18 protein-coding genes are annotated in these 16,427 nt (G+C 68.7%); 4 read left to right on the forward strand and 14 right to left on the reverse strand.

Translation table 11 applies throughout. From position 1 onward, the window contains the following. The first annotated feature begins 12 nt into the window (after positions 1–12). Positions 13–492: a hypothetical protein gene (locus tag CV103_RS16705; protein WP_015458152.1), complete on the forward strand. Its 480-nt coding sequence runs from the start codon at positions 13–15 to the stop codon at positions 490–492. Here CV103_RS16705 and CV103_RS16710 read toward each other — a convergent pair. The 11 genes from CV103_RS16710 to crcB all read right to left on the reverse strand — a co-directional run bounded on the left by CV103_RS16710 (position 473) and on the right by crcB (position 10,105). Next, positions 473–1,729 (reverse strand): multidrug effflux MFS transporter, encoded by a 1,257-nt coding sequence (locus tag CV103_RS16710; protein ID WP_425443894.1) that lies wholly within the window; start codon positions 1,727–1,729, stop codon positions 473–475. The two genes, CV103_RS16705 and CV103_RS16710, sit on opposite strands and share 20 nt — an antisense overlap. A gap of 150 nt (positions 1,730–1,879) precedes the next feature. Then, positions 1,880–3,262, reverse strand: a complete 1,383-nt coding sequence (locus CV103_RS16715; RefSeq protein ID WP_107395605.1) for an oligosaccharide flippase family protein — start codon at positions 3,260–3,262, stop codon at positions 1,880–1,882. 45 nt (positions 3,263–3,307) lie between these two features. After that, positions 3,308–4,492: a glycosyltransferase gene (locus tag CV103_RS16720; RefSeq protein ID WP_107395606.1), complete on the reverse strand. Its 1,185-nt coding sequence runs from the start codon at positions 4,490–4,492 to the stop codon at positions 3,308–3,310. After that, positions 4,492–5,070, reverse strand: coding sequence for a nucleotide exchange factor GrpE (gene grpE, locus CV103_RS16725; protein WP_015458148.1), 579 nt, complete (start codon positions 5,068–5,070; stop codon positions 4,492–4,494). Before grpE ends, CV103_RS16720 begins: the two co-directional genes overlap by 1 nt. Beyond that, positions 5,067–6,107: a heat-inducible transcriptional repressor HrcA gene (gene hrcA, locus CV103_RS16730; protein WP_107395607.1), complete on the reverse strand. Its 1,041-nt coding sequence runs from the start codon at positions 6,105–6,107 to the stop codon at positions 5,067–5,069. The genes grpE and hrcA overlap by 4 nt, the downstream gene beginning before the upstream one ends. A 393-nt stretch (positions 6,108–6,500) precedes the next feature. After that, positions 6,501–6,941 (reverse strand): hypothetical protein, encoded by a 441-nt coding sequence (locus CV103_RS16735; RefSeq protein ID WP_107395608.1) that lies wholly within the window; start codon positions 6,939–6,941, stop codon positions 6,501–6,503. Positions 6,942–7,046: 105 nt separating this feature from the next. Beyond that, positions 7,047–7,739: an ATP12 family chaperone protein gene (locus CV103_RS16740; protein WP_107395641.1), complete on the reverse strand. Its 693-nt coding sequence runs from the start codon at positions 7,737–7,739 to the stop codon at positions 7,047–7,049. Next, entirely contained in the window at positions 7,736–7,966 is a 231-nt protein-coding gene (locus CV103_RS16745; protein ID WP_015458144.1) for a hypothetical protein, read from the reverse strand. Before CV103_RS16745 ends, CV103_RS16740 begins: the two co-directional genes overlap by 4 nt. Next, a complete protein-coding gene (locus CV103_RS16750) occupies positions 7,963–8,622 on the reverse strand; it encodes an HAD-IA family hydrolase (RefSeq protein ID WP_107395609.1) in 660 nt (219 codons plus the stop codon). The genes CV103_RS16745 and CV103_RS16750 overlap by 4 nt, the downstream gene beginning before the upstream one ends. After that, positions 8,619–9,728: an RluA family pseudouridine synthase gene (locus CV103_RS16755; RefSeq protein ID WP_107395610.1), complete on the reverse strand. Its 1,110-nt coding sequence runs from the start codon at positions 9,726–9,728 to the stop codon at positions 8,619–8,621. Before CV103_RS16755 ends, CV103_RS16750 begins: the two co-directional genes overlap by 4 nt. Beyond that, the gene (gene crcB / locus CV103_RS16760) at positions 9,725–10,105 is read right to left on the reverse strand and encodes a fluoride efflux transporter CrcB (RefSeq protein ID WP_107395611.1); all 381 of its coding nucleotides are present in this window, start codon (positions 10,103–10,105) and stop codon (positions 9,725–9,727) included. The genes CV103_RS16755 and crcB overlap by 4 nt, the downstream gene beginning before the upstream one ends. Before the next feature lie 183 nt (positions 10,106–10,288). Between crcB and CV103_RS16765 the strand changes: the two genes are divergently transcribed. Continuing rightward, the gene (locus tag CV103_RS16765; protein ID WP_015458140.1) at positions 10,289–11,212 is read left to right on the forward strand and encodes a LysR family transcriptional regulator; all 924 of its coding nucleotides are present in this window, start codon (positions 10,289–10,291) and stop codon (positions 11,210–11,212) included. Positions 11,213–11,233: 21 nt separating this feature from the next. Here the strand turns inward: CV103_RS16765 and pyrF are convergent, their stop codons facing one another. The 3 genes from pyrF to CV103_RS16780 form a co-directional block, all read right to left on the reverse strand. Continuing rightward, on the reverse strand, positions 11,234–11,908 hold the full coding sequence (gene pyrF / locus CV103_RS16770; RefSeq protein WP_015458139.1) for an orotidine-5'-phosphate decarboxylase: 675 nt from the start codon (positions 11,906–11,908) through the stop codon (positions 11,234–11,236). Further along, on the reverse strand, positions 11,905–12,252 hold the full coding sequence (locus CV103_RS16775; protein ID WP_015458138.1) for a lipopolysaccharide assembly protein LapA domain-containing protein: 348 nt from the start codon (positions 12,250–12,252) through the stop codon (positions 11,905–11,907). Before CV103_RS16775 ends, pyrF begins: the two co-directional genes overlap by 4 nt. 66 nt (positions 12,253–12,318) lie before the next feature. After that, positions 12,319–14,622: a patatin-like protein gene (locus CV103_RS16780; RefSeq protein ID WP_107395612.1), complete on the reverse strand. Its 2,304-nt coding sequence runs from the start codon at positions 14,620–14,622 to the stop codon at positions 12,319–12,321. Between the two features lie 111 nt (positions 14,623–14,733). Here CV103_RS16780 and tgt point away from each other — a divergent pair, with 111 nt between their 5' ends. Further along, a complete protein-coding gene (gene tgt, locus CV103_RS16785) occupies positions 14,734–15,864 on the forward strand; it encodes a tRNA guanosine(34) transglycosylase Tgt (RefSeq protein WP_107395613.1) in 1,131 nt (376 codons plus the stop codon). Further along, complete coding sequence (locus CV103_RS16790; RefSeq protein WP_107395614.1) at positions 15,861–16,388, forward strand: GNAT family N-acetyltransferase; 528 nt, start codon at positions 15,861–15,863, stop codon at positions 16,386–16,388. The genes tgt and CV103_RS16790 overlap by 4 nt, the downstream gene beginning before the upstream one ends. Positions 16,389–16,427: the final 39 nt, after the last annotated feature.

A 16,427-nucleotide genomic window follows, 5' to 3' on the forward strand; every position in this document is an offset into this window, starting at 1 on the left:
GGGAGGAAGCCTTTGTCACCCACGATGCGTGCAATCCTCGGCGGCGGCCTGATCGCCGCCATTCTCGATCTCGGCTGGGCCTTCATGCTGGCCGCGCGCGACGGCATCGGCCCCGCGCGCGTGCTGCGGGTGGTGGCGAGCGGCCCGTTCGGCGATGCGATGCGCGAAGGCGGCGCCGGCGCCTCGGCGGTGGGCGCCTGCGTCCACGTCCTGCTCGCGCTGGTCATGGCCGCGGTGTTCGTGCTCGTCGCCCGCCAGGCCCCCGCGCTCGTCCGCCGGCCGATCCTGTGGGGGCTGGCCTATGGCTTCGGCCTCTATGTGGTGATGTATTGGATCGTCCTGCCGCTGCGCTGGCCGGAACGCTTCCCCAACCGCGATCCCTATGACGTCGCCGCCGCGCTCTTCACCCACATGGTGCTGGTCGGCGTGCCGATCGCGCTGGCGGCGGCGCGCGCCTTCAGGGCCGGTGCCTTCAGGGGACGGCTTCGTTGACGACGGGGTGGGGGCGGAACAGCCGTCCCTGTTCCGTCACCAGCACGATCACCAGCGCGACGAGGCCGAGCACCAGATAGCCCAGCGTCACCGGTACGGTCGTCCCGTCGTAAAGCTGGCCGATGACGATGCCCAGCGCGGCGCCGCCGAGCGTGGAGGTGAAACCCTGGATCGAGGATGCCGTGCCGGCGATATGCCCCACCGGCTCCATCGCCATCGATCCGAAATTCGATCCGGCAAGGCCGAAGCACGCCATCGTCGCCGCCTGCAGCAGGGCGAAGCTCAGCATCGTCTCATGCCCGCTCAGCGCGATGGCGGAATGCGCGCCCGCCGATGCGATGAAGCCGATCAGCGCCCAGTGCGATACGAAGCGCGTCCCCAGCTGCTCGACGATGCGGGAGTTGAGGTAGGAGGTGAAGCCCATCGATGCCGCCATGCTGGCGAAGATCACCGGGAACAGTTTAGGCTCGTGGAAGATGTCGGTGAAGATCTGCTGCACCGAATTGATGAAGCCCATCAGGCTGCCGAACAGCATGGTGGACGCCAGCGTATAGCCCCGCGAATAACGGTTGCCGATCACCACCCGCGCCGCGCTGGCGATCTTGCCGGCGGATATCGGCCGGCGGTCCTCGGGATGCAGCGTCTCGGGCAGGCGCAGACCGGCCCACAGCACCAGCAGCGCGCCGAAGAAGGCGAGGAACAGGAATATCCCCCGCCACGGCGCGAACAGCAGGATGAACTGGCCGATGCTGGGTGCCAGGATCGGCACGGCGAGGAAGACGATGAAGGATAGCGACATCACCCGCGCCATCTGCCGGCCGGAAAAGCGATCGCGCACGATCGATACGGCCAGCACGCGCGATGCGGCGGCGAACACGCCCTGCGCCACCCGCGCGGCGATGATCGACGGGAAATCCCAGGAGAAGGCGGCCAGCACGCTCATCGCCGTGAACAGGCTCATGCTGGCGATCAGCACCGGCTTGCGGCCGAAGCGGTCGGCCAGCGGGCCGTAGACGAGTTGCATCGATCCGAAGCCGAAGACATAGGCGGCGATGATCCATTGCCGCTGGTTCTCGTTGTGGATGCCCAGCGCGTCGCCGATCGCGGGCAGTGCCGGCAGCATGGAATCGATGCCCAGCGCGTTGATCGCCATCAGCGCGGCCACCAGCGCCACGAACTCGCGGAACCCCAGGTTGAAGGCGGGCGCGCCGCCGCTGTCGCCGGTGGGTTGGGACATCATCAGGCCTCGATTGTCTAGACGCGCGCGGGATGGCGGGCAGGGCACGGAGGGGTCATCACCGGGGCCGCCATCGTCTAGAGAAGGATAAGGGCTGGCCTGTCAAGCCGTTGGGGGCGCGGCGCCCGCGCAGCGGAAACGGCTTTCCGCCTAGAATATCGCCAGTTTCTGCCCTTCGACCAGCGCCAGCCCGATCTGGCTCAGTGCCAGCGCCACGAGGCCGGCCGCCAGCGCGACGGCGAAGGCCGTCGCCCGCTCCCGCCAGTGGAAGCTCCCGACCAGCCCATGCACCCTGGCGGAAAGATAGACGTGCACCGGCACCTCCACGCAGCCCAGCGCCGCGATCATGGCGAGCTGTCCGCCCCAGTGATAGGCGGCCGGCAGGCTGATGACGATCCAGGCTGCGCGGATCAGGTTGGCATACATCTGCGCCGCATCGACCTTGTGGGCGAGGAGGAACTGCTCCATCCGCGCATTGGTGAGCCGGAGGAAGATCGAAGGCGCCAGCAGGTAGATATAGGTCGCGGCGAACCAGTAGCGGCTGTCGTAGAGGATATGGACGATCGCCTCGCCGCCGCCCACCAGCGCGCCGACGCCGGCGACGTAGAGCCAGCGGAACGGCCGGCCGAACTTCAGGAAGAAGCCGGTATCGGGGCGGTCCTGCGCTTCCCGGTGGTTGACATAGGCGATGTAGAGGAAGCGCCGGGCATAATTGTCCGAAAGCAGCGTCGGCACCGAGGTGAGGTTGGATGCGATCGTATAGATGCCGAACTGCGGCAGCGTCATGAAGCGGGACAGCAGGATCTTGTCGATCTGGCGCACGAACACGCTGGCCACGCTGGATATGAAGAATGGCCGCCCGCCCACGATCAGCTCGCGGAAAACCTCGCGGTCGAAGCTCGGCCGCCGTGCCGCGCCCGGCAGCAGGAAGCTCGCCACCGTCTTCACGCACGCGCCGGACACATAGCCCCAGACCAGCGCCCAATAGCTCGGGATCATCAGCGCCAGCAGGATGGTGAACAGCGTCTGCACCAGCGCGCCGGTCATCTCGAACAGGGTGAGCTGGGCCAGCCGCCCCTCGCGCGGGGCGGTCACGTTGAACAGCGATTGCGATCCGTCGATCAGCAGCACCAGCGCCGCCACGGCCAGCGGGGCGGCCACCTCGGACTTGGCGGAAACGCTGGCGATCGGCCCCGCCAGCACGATCATCGCTATGGTGATCACCAGCCCGCGCAACGCCCGGAACGTCCAGATCGCGTCGAGGAAGGCGGGCTCGAAGAAGCGCTTGTGCCGGGTGACGACGGCATAGACGCCGATGTCGGAGATCATCGTCAGCACGATCATCCATGACATGATGATGCCCATCACGCCGAAATCATGCGTGTCGAGCAGCCGCGTCAGGATCATCGAGCTGACGAGGCGCAGCCCGTTCTGGAAGCCCAGCGAAATCAGGATCAGCGACGACGGCCGCGTCGCCAGCCGGTGGGCGCGGCCGATCAGGCCCCGGGAATCGTTCGGGCTGGATGCGTTCAAGGCCGTGTCCGTCGGGTCAAGGGATCGGGGCCGCCGGTTGCCGCATCATCCCTGCACCACCTGGCGCAGATAGGCGCCCAGCCCGCCGCCGAACAGATAATCCCGCGCCCGGCCATAGGCGCGCGCGGCGATCGCCTGGCGCCGGTCCTCGTCCGCCAGCACGGCCCGCGTCCGTTCCTCGAAATCGGAAAGGTCCCAGGCAACGGGCACATAGGTCTCGTCCCGGTCGAACAGGTCGGGCGCGGTCACGAAGCCGTCCATGCCCTGCTTGATGACGACGCTGCCCATCGCCATCGCCTCATAATCGCGCCAGCATAATTCGCCATAGCCGAAGGGGCTGAACGTGCATTTCGACTGGCGAAGCTCGGCCATGAACGCCTTCAGCTTCAGCCCCTGGCCGCGGGCGATGGCGATGCCTTCCAGCGCGCCCGCGCGCTCGTCGGCATCGCTGCGCATCGCGGCATACCAGGGAGCGCCGCGTTTGGCGATGCGGGCGTTGAGGTCGATGGTGCGCGGCTGGCCGCCGATCTCGGCGAAGGGCCGGGCGAACAGCGGCATGATCCGCCGGTCGGTGATGAAGGCCGGCCCCACGATCAGCTTGGCCCAGAAACGGTCGGGCACGGCCATGGTCGCTTCGGGCAGCGGGCAATCGTGGCGGCGCGCGAAATAATCGGTCAGCACCGTGTCGCCCAGCACCGGCCGGGCATAAGCCGCGCGATCGGCCAGGCTGCTCTTCTTCACATAGGCGTCGATCGCGTCGACCACGCCTTCCACGCCCAGGAAGCCGCTGTGCGGCGTGCCGTCCAGCAGCACCAGCCGCGCGTCGGGATAACGATCGCGTAGCGCCGGGGCCACGATCGGCGCCGTATCGCCCAGCCGCACCAGATCGGGCTGGAAGATCACGGTATCGGCATCGGGCAGCGCCTTCAGCCCGCTGGCCGCGTGGGCCGCGAAATGGGCGGGCAGCTCGGCCGCCTTCAGCTCGATGTCCAGATCCCCGGCGCCGGCGATGCGCCGCCAGTCGAGAAAGGGGTGGACCTGGCTGAGCGCGATGGCGTTGGGATCATACAGCACCAGCACGCGCCGGCGCGTGCCGCGATATCCGCTGCCCAGGTCATGCGCTTCCAGCCGGGAAATGGCCCGGCGGGCGCGGAGATATCTGGGGCCGTGCAGCCGGTCGGCCGCGGCGCGCAGCAACGGGCGCGCCGCGCGCCGCAGCCCCGAACGCATCAGGCTTCGAGGTCCACCGAAGGCGTGGGCGAGGGGGCGCCGGCCGGGGCCTTGGCGACGCCCACCATCGCCGGGCGCAGCAGCCGATCCTTGATCATGTAGCCCGATTGCATTTCATGAACGACGGTGCCGGGCGCGGCATCCGGGCTTTCCACCTCCATGATCGCCTGGTGGCGATTGGGGTCCAGCGGCTCGCCGACCGCCGCGATCCTGGTCACGCCGTTGCGCTGGAACACGGTCTCCAGCTCGCGCGCGGTCATCTCGATGCCCGTCACCAGCGGCTTGATCCGCTCGTCGGCCGCGATCTCGGCGGGGATGGCCGCCAGCGCGCGGCCCAGATTGTCGGCGACGGAAAGCATGTCGCGGGCGAAGCCGGTCGCCGCATAGGCGATCGAATCGGCTTTCTCCTTCTCCAGCCGGCGGCGGACATTCTGGGTCTCGGCCTGGGCGTAGAGCAGGTCGTTGCGCAGCTTCTCCAGATCGGCCTCCAGGGCGGCGAGGGGGTTCTTGCCAACCTCCTCGGGGCTTTCGGCGGGGTTGGCGCCGGGGGTCTGTTCCGGGGTCGTCTCGTCACTCATGCCATCAGTCTCGTCAATGTCTGCGCGGTGAAATCCACCATGGGAACGACGCGCGCATAGTTCAACCGGGTCGGGCCGATCACGCCGACCACGCCGACCACGCGGCCGTCGCCGCCACGATAGGGGGCCGCTATCACGGATGAGCCGGAAAGGGAGAAAAGTTTGTTCTCCGATCCGATGAAGATCTTCATGCCCTGGCCGGCGCGCGCGCTATCCAGCAGGCGGGCGATCTCCTGCTTGCTCTCCAACTCGTCCAGCAGCTGGCGCACCCGTTCCAGATCGGCGGCGGCATCCGGATCGATCAGATTGGCCTGGCCGCGCACGATCAGCACCGGCCGCGCCTCCCCATCCTCGGACCATGTCGCCAGCCCGCGCGCGATCAGGTCGGCGGCGGCACTGTCCAGCATCGCCCGGCCCTGGCCGATCTCGGCTCGCAGCCGCTCCTCGGCCTCGCGCAGGGTCAGCCCGGTCAATCGCGCGCTTACGTAGCTGCTGGCCTCCACCAGCAGGTGGGCGGGCGTGCCGGGCGGCAGATCGACCACCCTGTTCTCCACCGATCCGTCCGCCCCCACCAGCACGGCCAGCGCCTGATCGTGGGAAAGGGGGACGAAGCCGAACTGGCGCAATACCGGCTCGTGACGGGGCACCAGCACGATGCCCGCGCAGGATGAAAGGCCGGAAAGCACCGCGCTCGCCTGCGTCAGCGCATCCTCCACCGGGCCGCCGGTGATTCGCGCCTCGATCGCGGCGCGCTCCTCGGGCGACGGCTCGGCCGCCTGCATCATCCCGTCCACGAACAGGCGCAGGCCGCTTTCGGTCGGCATCCGGCCGGCGGATGTATGGGGCGCCGCCAGCAGGCCCAGCTCCTCCAGGTCCTGCATCACGTTGCGGATCGACGCCGGGGAAAGGTTGAGGCCCGCCAGTCGCGCGATCGTGCGGGAGCCCACCGGCGCGCCCGTGCCCAGATAGCTTTCCACCACCACGCGGAAGATGTCGCGCGCCCGGGCGGAAAGTTCGCTGATCGGCGGGGTCGTCATCGCCGGGGAATGTAAGGGGATGGCGGGCGGAGGGGAAGGGCTTTCCCCGCCGACCATTATGGTCGGACGGGGTCTGCAGGTGTCCCGGATCGATCTCCGGGCAAGCGCTCAGAAGGTAACGACGATACCCACGGCAAGCGCCTGCGTCGCGATCGCCAGCGCAAGGCTGGTCGCGGCTTCGAACATACGCATGGTCTTCTCCATATGCGCGGGCGGGATAGCCCGCGTGGCGCGGACGCCGGCGGCGCACCCGGCTTTGCAGCCGGGCGGCGGGCCGCCGTGTCTCGTTGTGCGCTGCACAATGAATAGTCGACCGAAACGATTTTCCGCAATTGAGAAATGCAACCGCACGATTGCGCTAACTGCAATCGTGCGGTTGCTCTGCCAGACGGCTCAGGCGCGGGCCGGCTCTGCCGCGCTGGCGGCGCGCGGGCGATAGACGAATTCGAAGATGATGCCCGCCGCGATCAGCAGCACGATCGCTTCCACCACCTGCACCGCGAGCAGCGTCCAGGTCGTGCCGGCCACGCCCACGAAGAACTGCATGTTGGGCAGCACCACGAACAGCCCGCCCCACAGGCCCCACCACACCGCCTTGCCGATGCCGCGTTCGGGATAGAGCCGCACGAACAGCCACAGGAACATGGTGATCTGCACCAGATAGGTCAGGAACAGGAACGGCATCAGCGGCGCCATGTCGCCCGCCGCGCGCTGCGGGTAGCCGACATACAGATCGGGCACGAACGTGGCGTGGAAGGCGATGTCCGCCACGAAGATCAGCACGGATATGATGGCGCACGTCACCAGGAAGCGCGCGTTCAGCACATGTTTCATTCAGGTCCCCTCTCATTTCCGCTCGCTGGCGGAAATTAACGATACAACCTGAATCGTATATCGATCAATCGCCCCGATGCGGGCCGGCGTCGCCGGGCCGGACGCTTAGCCCGCCAGCGCCACGAACCGCGCCGCCGCGATGAAGTCCCGCCGCCGCGCCGCCCTGGCATCGGCCGCCAGCGCATCCTCGCCCCATTGCTCGGCCTGCCACAGCTCGTCGAGATGGGTTGCCGCGAACGCCGCGTCCGCATCGACGGCGCCTTCCGCCACCGCCAGCGCCGTCACCAGCGATCCGCCGATCGTCGTCAGCGGAGACAATCCCGCCAGCGCGAACGCATCCCGCGCCACCGTCGCTTCGGCCAGCCGCGTCACCGTCGCCGCCGGCTGGGCCTTGTGGATGATGCCGGTCGCGATCGTGAAATGGATGTCGTATCGCCGCTGCGCCCAGTCGATCAGCGGGTCCCACGCCGCCGCCTGCCGGGCCACCAGCTCCGCCGGCTCGTCGGCGCGGTAGCAGAGCAGATCGGTCTCGCCATAGACGGCGATGTCCCCGGCGAAGCGCGCCGGGTCCGGCGCCACCCGGTCGATCGCCGCATTGGCGAGGCCGGTCAGCGGCATGGATCGCGGATCGATCGTCTCGCCCTGCGCCGTCCATTCCGCCGCGATCGCCTCGGCCAGCTCCGCGCCAGGCAGCAGCAGGGGGTTGCGCGCCGGCGTCTTCACCGGCCGCCCGTCCAGCCGGATCGCGAAGCCGCCGGGCTCCGCCGCCGCCGCGACTTCCTTGTAGAACCGCTTCACGGCTTCGGCGTCCGCCACTTCCGTGCCAATATCTGCGGCACGATCAACGACTGGAGGAAGCCGATCGCGAACAGCGGCACGCCCGCGGCCGGCAGCCCGCCCGCGCGCAGGATATCGCCGACCCAGATCCACATCCCCAGCACCATCAGCAGGGCGCCGCTCGCGCGCATGGCGGAGATGATGGTGTAGCGGGTGCGCGCCAGCCGCTCCGCATCGTCCCGGTTCATTTGAGTTCCTTCAATATGGCGGAAAGGTCGGCCGGGTGGCGGGCGACATGGTCGGCGCCCTCGGCGTGCAGCTCGTCCGCGTCATGATAGCCCCAGGCCACGCCGATCGCCGTCGCGCCCGCGGCCTTGGCCATGGCGATGTCGAACCGCGTATCGCCGATCATCACGGTGGTTTCCGGCACGGCGCCGGCATCGGCCATCGCCTGGATCAGCATGGAGGGGTGCGGCTTGCTCGGATGGCGGTCGGCGGTCTGGAGCGTCACGAAGCGATCGGCGATGCCATGATGCGCCAGGCAGAGGTTGAGCCCGCGATCGGACTTGCCGGTGGCGACGCCGAGCAGCCAGCCATCGCCATCGGCCGAAGCGATCGCATCGGCAATGCCGTCGAACAGCGGCTCCGCCACCAGCCCGCGTCCGCGCAGCGCGTGGAAGCAGCCCTTATAATCCTGCGCCATGGCGTGATGCAGCTCGGGATCGCCTGCGGGATGGAGCGCGCGCACCGCCTCCACCAGGCTGAGGCCCACGATCCGCCGCACCGCATCCCGCCCCGGCAGGGGAAGGCCGGCGCGGGCGAAAGTCTCCTCCATCGCGTCGCAGATATTGGCCTGGCTATCGACCAGCGTGCCATCGCAATCGAAAACGGCGAGGCGGTTCACTTGCGCCCCCGGCCGCGCCTTTCGCCCTTGCGTTCCTTGCGGCGGGCCTTGGCGGCGGCGCTGATCGCGCGGCGCTTGCCCTCGGCCGTCTCGCTGAACTTCGGTTCGTCGAGCGGCAGCGCATCGCCATCGGCAAGGTCGAAGCCCAGCGTCTCCAGGCTTTCGGCGAAATGCGACGGCAGCTCTGCCCGCACGTCGATCTGGCCGCTGTCGGGATGATCCACCCGCAGCCGGCGGGCGTGGAGGTGCATCTTGCGGCTGATGCCGCCGGTCAGGAAGGCTTCCTGTCCGCCATATTTGCCGTCGCCCACGATCGGGTGGCCGATCGCCGCCATATGCACGCGCAGCTGGTGCGTCCGGCCGGTATAGGGTTGCAGCTCGACCCAGGCGGCGCGGTTGCCGGCGCGCTCGATCACGCGATAGCGGGTGCGCGCGGGGCTACCCTCCTTCTCGTCGACATGCATCTTCTCGCCGCCGGTGCCGGGCTGCTTGGCGATCGGCAGCTCGATCATGCCGTCGTCGATCGAAGGCACGCCGGCGATCAGCGCCCAATAGACCTTGCGCGCGGTGCGGCTGCTGAAGGCCTTGGCGAAATGGCCGGCGGCATTGGCGGAACGGGCGACCAGCAGCACGCCGGACGTATCCTTGTCCAGCCGGTGGACCAGCTTGGGCCGGCCTTCCGCCTCGAACTGCACGGCGTCCAGCAGTCCGTCGACATGGCGGTCCGTCTTGGTGCCGCCCTGGGTGGCGAGGCCGGGCGGCTTGTTGAGGACGATGGCCGCCTTGTCGCGATGGATCACCAGCGACTGGGCGAATTCCGTATCCTCGGGCGAAAGCGGCGGGCGGGCCTTCTTGGCCTTGGGCGCGGGCGCCGCCGGGGCGCTGTCCGCCGGGGGCACGCGGATGATCTGCCCGGCCTCGATCCGGTCGCCCGGCGCTATCCGCCTGCCGTCGACCCGCAACTGGCCGGTGCGCGCCCAACGCGACACGACGTTGAAGCTCGCATCCGGCAAGTGGCGCTTGAACCAGCGGTCCAGGCGGATGCCGTGATCGTCATCGCTGACGGTGAACTGGCGGACATTGTCCGCCGCGGGATCGCCGCTCATGACAGCGCCTTTCCAAGCAGGAGGCCAAGGACGAGGAGCATCACCGATCCGACGACCGAAGTGACGGCATAGACCGCCGCCAGCCCGTGCTGGCCGTTCTGGAGCATGCCGAACGTATCGAGGCTGAAGGCGGAGAAGGTGGTGAAGCCGCCCAGCACGCCGGTGGCGAGCAGCAGCCGGATCGGCGCGGTCATTTCGGGATCGCTGCCGGCCAGCGTGCCGACCAGCGTTCCCATCAGGAAACCGCCCGAAAGGTTGATGATCCAGGTGCCCCAGGGGAAATCGGGACCCCAGAGGTAAAGGGCGATGCGGGAAATCTGATAGCGCAGGCCGGCGCCCAAGGCACCGCCCACCATCACGAGAAGAAGCGGAGGCATGGCGGACGCTCTACCCTGTGGAAGATCGGGTGAACAGCCCAGAAGCGCGGTCCGGCTGCGCGCTTAAAACTGGCGGCCGGGGCAATGAAGCCCGAATCCCGTTGCATGCGGTGCAAGGATCGCGCAGCTTGATGCCGGGCAGGAGCCGCAAAGGCCCGCCTATCCACAAAGGGGTCGCAAACTATGTGGGACAATGCTCTGCACTATTTCTACGAGGCGGCGAGCCTCGGTTCCATGCGCCTGGCCAGCGACAAGATCGGTGTCGCCGTATCGTCCATCAGCCGGCAGATCGCGCAGCTTGAAAGCGAAATGGGCATTTCGCTGATCGAACGGGGGCGCCGCTCGATCCGGCTGACCGATGCCGGGCGGCTGACCTACGAATATTATCGCAGCCAGCTTGCCGATCGCGAGGCTTTGCTGAGCCAGATCCACGCACTGCGCGAGGTGCGGACCGGCCGCATCAACCTGGCCGTGGGCGAGGGGTTTTTCGGCCCCGCCTTCAACGCCGTGATCGATGGCTTCCAGCGCCGCAATCCCGGCGTGACCATCACGATCGCGACGGGCGCGGATGCCGATCTCGTCCGCATGGTGCTGGAGGACGAGGCGCATATCGGCCTGATCCTCAACGGCACCAACGAGCCCAAGATCCGCGTCCGCGCCACGATCAGCCAGCCCCTGATGCTGCTCTGCGCGCCGCGCCATCCGGCGGCGCGGCTGGAAGCGCCGACGATCGGGGATCTCGCCGGTTTCGACCTCTGCCTGCCGCCGAAGGGATTTCCCACGCGCGCCCTGCTGGACGATGCCGAGCGCCGCGCCCAGGCCTATCTGGAGCCGCGGCTGGTGACGGCATCGCTGCACATGATGCGGGAAACCGCCAAGGCCGGCCGGATGGTCACGGTGCTGCCCCGCATCTGCGCGCTTGCCGAAATCGGGGAGGGATCGCTGGTCGCCCGTCCGCTGTGCGACCCGGAATTGAAGGACAGCGCGGTCAGCCTGATCCACCGGCTCGGCCGCCAGCTCGATGGCGCGCCGATGCGGCTGCTGGGCCTGCTGGAAGCGAAGCTGAAGGCGCTGGGCGAACCCGAGCCGGTGGCCGCCGCCGCCTGATCGCGGCGCCGGCCGCCTGCTTCAAAGCGTCGCTTCGATCGCGCGGGCGGCCCGATCGGGATCGTCCGCCTGGGTGATCGGGCGGCCGATCACGAGCACGGATGCGCCGGCGTCGAGCGCGGCGCGCGGCGTCATCACCCTTTTCTGGTCGCCCGCGTCGCCATCGGCCGGGCGGACGCCGGGCACCACGAAGAAGCCTTCCGGCCAGATCGCGCGGGCGGCGGCCACCTCATTGCCCGAACAGACGATGCCGTCGATCCCGGCGTCGCGCGCCAGCGCGGCCAGCCGCTCGACCTGGGCATGCGGATCGGGCGGCAGGCCGATCGACTGCATGTCCGCCCCGTCCAGGCTGGTGAGCATCGTCACCGCCACCACCTTGGTGCCGGTGGGGGCGGCCGCCTTGGCATCCTCCATCATCGCCCGTCCGCCGGCCGCGTGCACCGTCAGGATCGCGGGATCGAGCGGGCGCAGCGCCTGCACCGCCTTGGCGACGGTGTTGGGGATGTCGTGCAGCTTCAGGTCCAGGAAGATCGGCAGGTCCAGCGCCGCCATCTCCTTCACCCCGGCCCGGCCGTTGGCGCAGAAGAATTCCAGCCCCAGCTTGATCCCGCCCACATGGTTGCGGATGCGGGTGGCGATGGCCATCGCCCGGTCGATATCGGGCGTGTCGAGGGCAACGTAGATCGGGCTCGTCATGATACCGCCGGCGGAACGGGGATGGTGGAGGGCGAAGGCGTCGCTTCGATGATGTTGGGGGCCTGGGGGGCCGGGGCCGCCGGGATCGGCGCGGGGCCGCGCGCCTCGGCCAGGGCGCGTTCCGCGCTTTCCAGGCGGCGGCGCAGCGTCCAGCGGGTGGTGCGGTGCAGGATCCATGGCGGGATCAGGCCGATGAAGAAGGCGCCGAATATCAGCATCGGCAGCTTCACGTCCGCTTGCAGGCCGCCCCACAGATTGATCGTCACCGTATTCCAGTTCCGCGTCGCGAAGATCACCGCGATCACCGCGATAACGACCCAGAACAAGGTTCGGAGGAATTGCATCGACCCTGTCTCCTTGATCGCACCTTTTAGGCAGAAAGGCGCGCCTTTGGCAAAGGGGCTGGTGGGTTAACCCACCTCCCTTTCGAGCTGGCCGAACAATTGCTGGATGGATTTGAGGCGCGGCCGCTCCTGCGCGAGGATCGCCCGGAAGGCGCGTTTCCGGAGGCCCGTTATCGTTCCGGGCGGCAGGGTGATGCCGGGCGGCAGGGCGGAAACGACGATGTCGATCAGCCGTTCGGCGCCGTGCAGCCGGCCCCACAGATAATCATTCTCGCGATAGTTGCGGCTGAAGAAGGCGCCGAAGCTGTTGAACTGTATGCCTTTCAGCGTCGCCTCCGCGCCGCCTTCGCGGATGGCGGAGCAATCGTCCGGGGAAATGCGGTCGACCAATATAGGATTGAACTCGTCCGTGCCCTCGACGTGGATCAGCGGCAGCGTCGCGATGTCGTAGAAGGGAAAGCCCAGATAGGTGAGCAGCACGATGCGGCGTTCCGCCTTGGGAAGCGCGGAAAGCGCGGTGGCCATGATGTCGTCGGCGCGCTCGTCCACCAGCCTGAGGTCGCGCGCCGCGGCGATGGCGGCCATGGCCGCGGCCGGCGCCTGCGTGGCCTTGGCGGCGGCGGCGATGGTCTCCGGTCCGAAGAAATCGTCCATCTGCCGGTCGAGATAAAGGGCGAGCGCGGCATAGGCCGCGTCGCGCGCCGCCTGAAGGGCGGGTATCTCCGTCGCGGATTGCTCCTCCACCTCGCTGATGCGGCGGATCACGCTGCGCAGGCGGCGGATGCGGAAGCCCAGATCATGATCGCGGAAGAACAGGATGGCGGCCGGGCTGGCCCCGTTCGAGGAAAGCGCCCCCGGCTCGGTGATGCCGATGCTCCGCACCTCCGCCCATATCGCCCGGCGGATATCGATGTGGCGCAGCCGGTCGCCGCCCGCCAGCGTGGCGATCTGGTCGATCATGTCCTCCACCACGCCCGAAAGCTTGAGGTGGCCGTAGGCGGCATAGGCATAGCCCGCGCGCCTGGCGGCGGCGTCCTGCGCCTTGGCGCGCCAGGCGGCGAGCCGGCCGGGCGTGGGGCTGTCGAGGAAGAAGGTGCGGCCGAACAGGCTGTCGATCGCCCCTTCCACCTCCGGCCGGATCGCCTCGACGATCCGGCGCATGCGGCGGATGCGGGCGGATCGCGCCGCGATCGCATCCAGATTGTCGCCGATCGGCTGTTCGCGCGGGATATCGGAAAGCGCGCCGAAGATGGTGGCGAAGAAGCCCGGCAGCTCGTTCTCGCCGCGGCCGATGCGGATCGAATGGGCGCCGGGCTTGGGATCGATATAGACCATGCGGCGATCGACCTCGCGCCGCGCCGGGCGATCCTTCAGCGCGTCCGTCGCCGGGCCGAAGGGGGCGTTGGCCAGCACCGATCCGTCGATCAGCACCGCATCCCCCGTCGTCCCGATCGCGGCGTGGCGGGGCAGGGCGCGCGTGAGGAAGGCCTCGCGCCCCGGCCAGGTCCGGTCGCGCGCTTCCAGCACCCCGTCCAGCTCCGCCACGGTGAAGGGCGGGAAGGCGCCGGGGAAGCTCGCCGTCGCCCGCGCGGCGAAGACGAGGTCGGGCACGTCGCCCAGCCGCCGGGGGGAAAGGCCGTGATCGCTGAAGCTGATCTTCAGCCGATGCTCGGTCTCCACGATCTCGGGCGGGGAATTGAGCGCCAACCGCTCGGGATGGCCGTGGAAATCGGTGACGGTGACGAACAGGTCGAGCGGCTGGCCCGGCGGCAGCAGCGGATCGCCGTCCCCCGTTTCCGCCATCGCATCCAGCGCATCGAGGATCAGGCCGGAGAATATTCCGCCACCGAAGGGCGGTTCGAACCAGCGCGCGCGCACGAAGCGCGACAGCTTGGTCCGTATCTCCTCGCGCGCCTCGGCATCGACGGTGCGCTCGATCGTGCCGCCGCGCTTGCCCGCCGCCCACCAGGCGATCGGCGCCGCCCACATCTTGGTGGCGCGGGAGAGCGGCCGGGCGTCGGGATCGAGCAGCACGTCGACATCGGCCTTCTCCAGCCACAGCTCGGTCAGCGGCTCCAGCGATTGCCCCCGCGCGATCGCCTGCGCCAGGAACACCCCGTTGATGCCCCCCGCGCTCGCGCCCGCGACGATATCGATCAGCACGCGCAGCCGGACGCCGGTCTCCCGCTCGATCGTCTCCAGAAGCTCGCGATAGATGGATTCGCTGCCCGCCGCGCAATCCTCGCCGGCATGAAAGGCCCGGCTCGCCCGCGCTAGCCGCCATACCTCCAGCGTGATGCCGTGCATGTAGACGGCCAGGCTGATCCCGCCATAGCAGACCAGCGCCAGCCGTAACTCCTTCTCCCGCATGGGCCGGGGTGTGGCACGGGCGGGGTGGGGATGGAAAGGGGGCATGCGGCGCAGTGGCCGTGGCGGGAGCCATCTCGACTCTCGCGCCCGCACGCGGCATGGGGCGCAGCCATGACCGATCGTCCCCGTTTCCAGTTCAGCGTGGCCGCCACCGATGGCGCCGCGCGCACCGGCACGCTCGCCATGCGGCGTGGCGATATCCGCACGCCGGCCTTCATGCCGGTGGGCACCGCCGCCACCGTCAAGGGCATGAAGCCCGAAGGCGTGCGCGCGATCGGGGCGGATATCATCCTGGGCAACACCTACCACCTCATGCTGCGCCCCGGTGCGGAGCGGATGGCCCGGCTGGGCGGCCTGCATGATTTCATGCAGTGGGACCGGCCGATCCTGACCGACAGCGGCGGCTATCAGGTGATGAGCCTCAGCGATCTCGCGAAGATCACCGAGGAAGGGGTGGCGTTCAAATCGCACCTCGATGGTTCCCGCCACATGCTGACCCCGGAACGATCGATGGAGATCCAGCGGCTGCTGGGGGCTGACATCGTGATGGCGTTCGACGAATGCACGCCCTTTCCGGCGACGCGCGACCGCGCCGAATCCTCCATGGAACGATCGATGCGCTGGGCGAAGCGATCGCGCGACGCCTTCGATGCCGGCGGCGATCATGCGGCTTCCTCCGCCTTGTTCGGCATCCAGCAGGGATCGATGGAGGAGGATCTGCGCCGCCGTTCCAGCGAGGCGCTGACCGGCATCGGCTTCGACGGCTATGCGATCGGCGGGCTCGCGGTGGGCGAAGGGCAGGCGGAGATGTTCCGCGTGCTGGATTTCGCGGTGGACATGCTGCCGGCGGATCGGCCCCGCTACCTGATGGGCGTCGGCAAGCCCGACGATATCGTCGGCGCGGTGGAACGCGGCATCGACATGTTCGATTGCGTGCTGCCCACGCGATCCGGCCGCAACGGCCAGGCCTTCACCTGGGACGGGCCGATCAACATCCGCAACGCCAAATATGCCGAGGATCTGGCCCCGATCGACCCCGAATCGCCGATCGCGCCGTGGAGCCGCGCCTATCTCCACCATCTCGTCAAATCGGGCGAGATGCTGGGCGCGATGCTGATGACCGAGCATAATCTCTGGTTCTACCAGCGGCTGATGGCGGAGCTGCGCGCGGCGATCGCCGAGGGGCGGCTGACGGCGTTCGCCGATGGCTTCCGCGCGCGATACAAGGGGAACAAGGCATGATCCGCCCGGCCCACGCCGGGGATGCGGCGGCGCTTTCCGATCTGGCGGTGACGACCTTCTTCGAGACCTTCGTCGAAGGCTTCGGCATTCCCTATCCGCCGGCGGACCGCGATGCCTATGTCGCCGAGAAGCTGGCGCCCGCCATCTTCGCGGCGCGCATCGCCGATGCCGATCATGGCGTGTGGGTGGCGGAACAAGGCGGCGTGGCGATCGGCTTCGCGGTCGCGGGGCCGTGCGGCCTGCCCCATGCCGATGTGGCGGCCGGGGACATGGAGCTGAAGCAGCTCTACCTGCTCCGGTCCGCGCAGGGGCTGGGGCTGGGCGGCCGGATGCTCGAAACCGCGCTCGGCTGGATGGAGGCCAGGCAGCCGGCGGCGATCTGGATCGGCGTCTGGTCCGGCAACCTGAAGGCGCAGCGTCTCTATACGGCGCTGGGCTTCGAAAAGGCCGGCGAATATCAGTTCCCGGTCGGCAGCTGGCGCGACGAGGAATTCATCCTGCGCCGGCCGGCTTCGCGGGGCTGAGGGGCTTTTCCCTTCCTTTTCCGATGACTGGCCGGTCCG

The sequence above is a fragment of the Edaphosphingomonas fennica genome, from assembly GCF_003034225.1.
Taxonomy (GTDB): Bacteria; Pseudomonadota; Alphaproteobacteria; order Sphingomonadales; family Sphingomonadaceae; genus Sphingomonas_E; species Sphingomonas_E fennica.

What these genes read in the sequence shown, in the direction of transcription:
- CV103_RS16775 (WP_015458138.1), bottom strand. Translation starts at nt 12,252, where the DNA reads ATGCAATTCCTCCGAACCTTGTTCTGGGTCGTTATCGCGGTGATCGCG.
- pyrF (WP_015458139.1), bottom strand. Translation starts at nt 11,908, where the DNA reads ATGACGAGCCCGATCTACGTTGCCCTCGACACGCCCGATATCGACCGG.
- CV103_RS16710 (WP_425443894.1), bottom strand. Translation starts at nt 1,729, where the DNA reads ATGTCCCAACCCACCGGCGACAGCGGCGGCGCGCCCGCCTTCAACCTG.
- CV103_RS16745 (WP_015458144.1), bottom strand. Translation starts at nt 7,966, where the DNA reads ATGAACCGGGACGATGCGGAGCGGCTGGCGCGCACCCGCTACACCATC.
- CV103_RS16735 (WP_107395608.1), bottom strand. Translation starts at nt 6,941, where the DNA reads ATGAAACATGTGCTGAACGCGCGCTTCCTGGTGACGTGCGCCATCATA.
- CV103_RS16790 (WP_107395614.1), top strand. Translation starts at nt 15,861, where the DNA reads ATGATCCGCCCGGCCCACGCCGGGGATGCGGCGGCGCTTTCCGATCTG.
- CV103_RS16720 (WP_107395606.1), bottom strand. Translation starts at nt 4,492, where the DNA reads ATGCGTTCGGGGCTGCGGCGCGCGGCGCGCCCGTTGCTGCGCGCCGCG.
- hrcA (WP_107395607.1), bottom strand. Translation starts at nt 6,107, where the DNA reads ATGACGACCCCGCCGATCAGCGAACTTTCCGCCCGGGCGCGCGACATC.
- grpE (WP_015458148.1), bottom strand. Translation starts at nt 5,070, where the DNA reads ATGAGTGACGAGACGACCCCGGAACAGACCCCCGGCGCCAACCCCGCC.
- CV103_RS16765 (WP_015458140.1), top strand. Translation starts at nt 10,289, where the DNA reads ATGTGGGACAATGCTCTGCACTATTTCTACGAGGCGGCGAGCCTCGGT.
- CV103_RS16755 (WP_107395610.1), bottom strand. Translation starts at nt 9,728, where the DNA reads ATGAGCGGCGATCCCGCGGCGGACAATGTCCGCCAGTTCACCGTCAGC.
- crcB (WP_107395611.1), bottom strand. Translation starts at nt 10,105, where the DNA reads ATGCCTCCGCTTCTTCTCGTGATGGTGGGCGGTGCCTTGGGCGCCGGC.
- CV103_RS16780 (WP_107395612.1), bottom strand. Translation starts at nt 14,622, where the DNA reads ATGCGGGAGAAGGAGTTACGGCTGGCGCTGGTCTGCTATGGCGGGATC.
- tgt (WP_107395613.1), top strand. Translation starts at nt 14,734, where the DNA reads ATGACCGATCGTCCCCGTTTCCAGTTCAGCGTGGCCGCCACCGATGGC.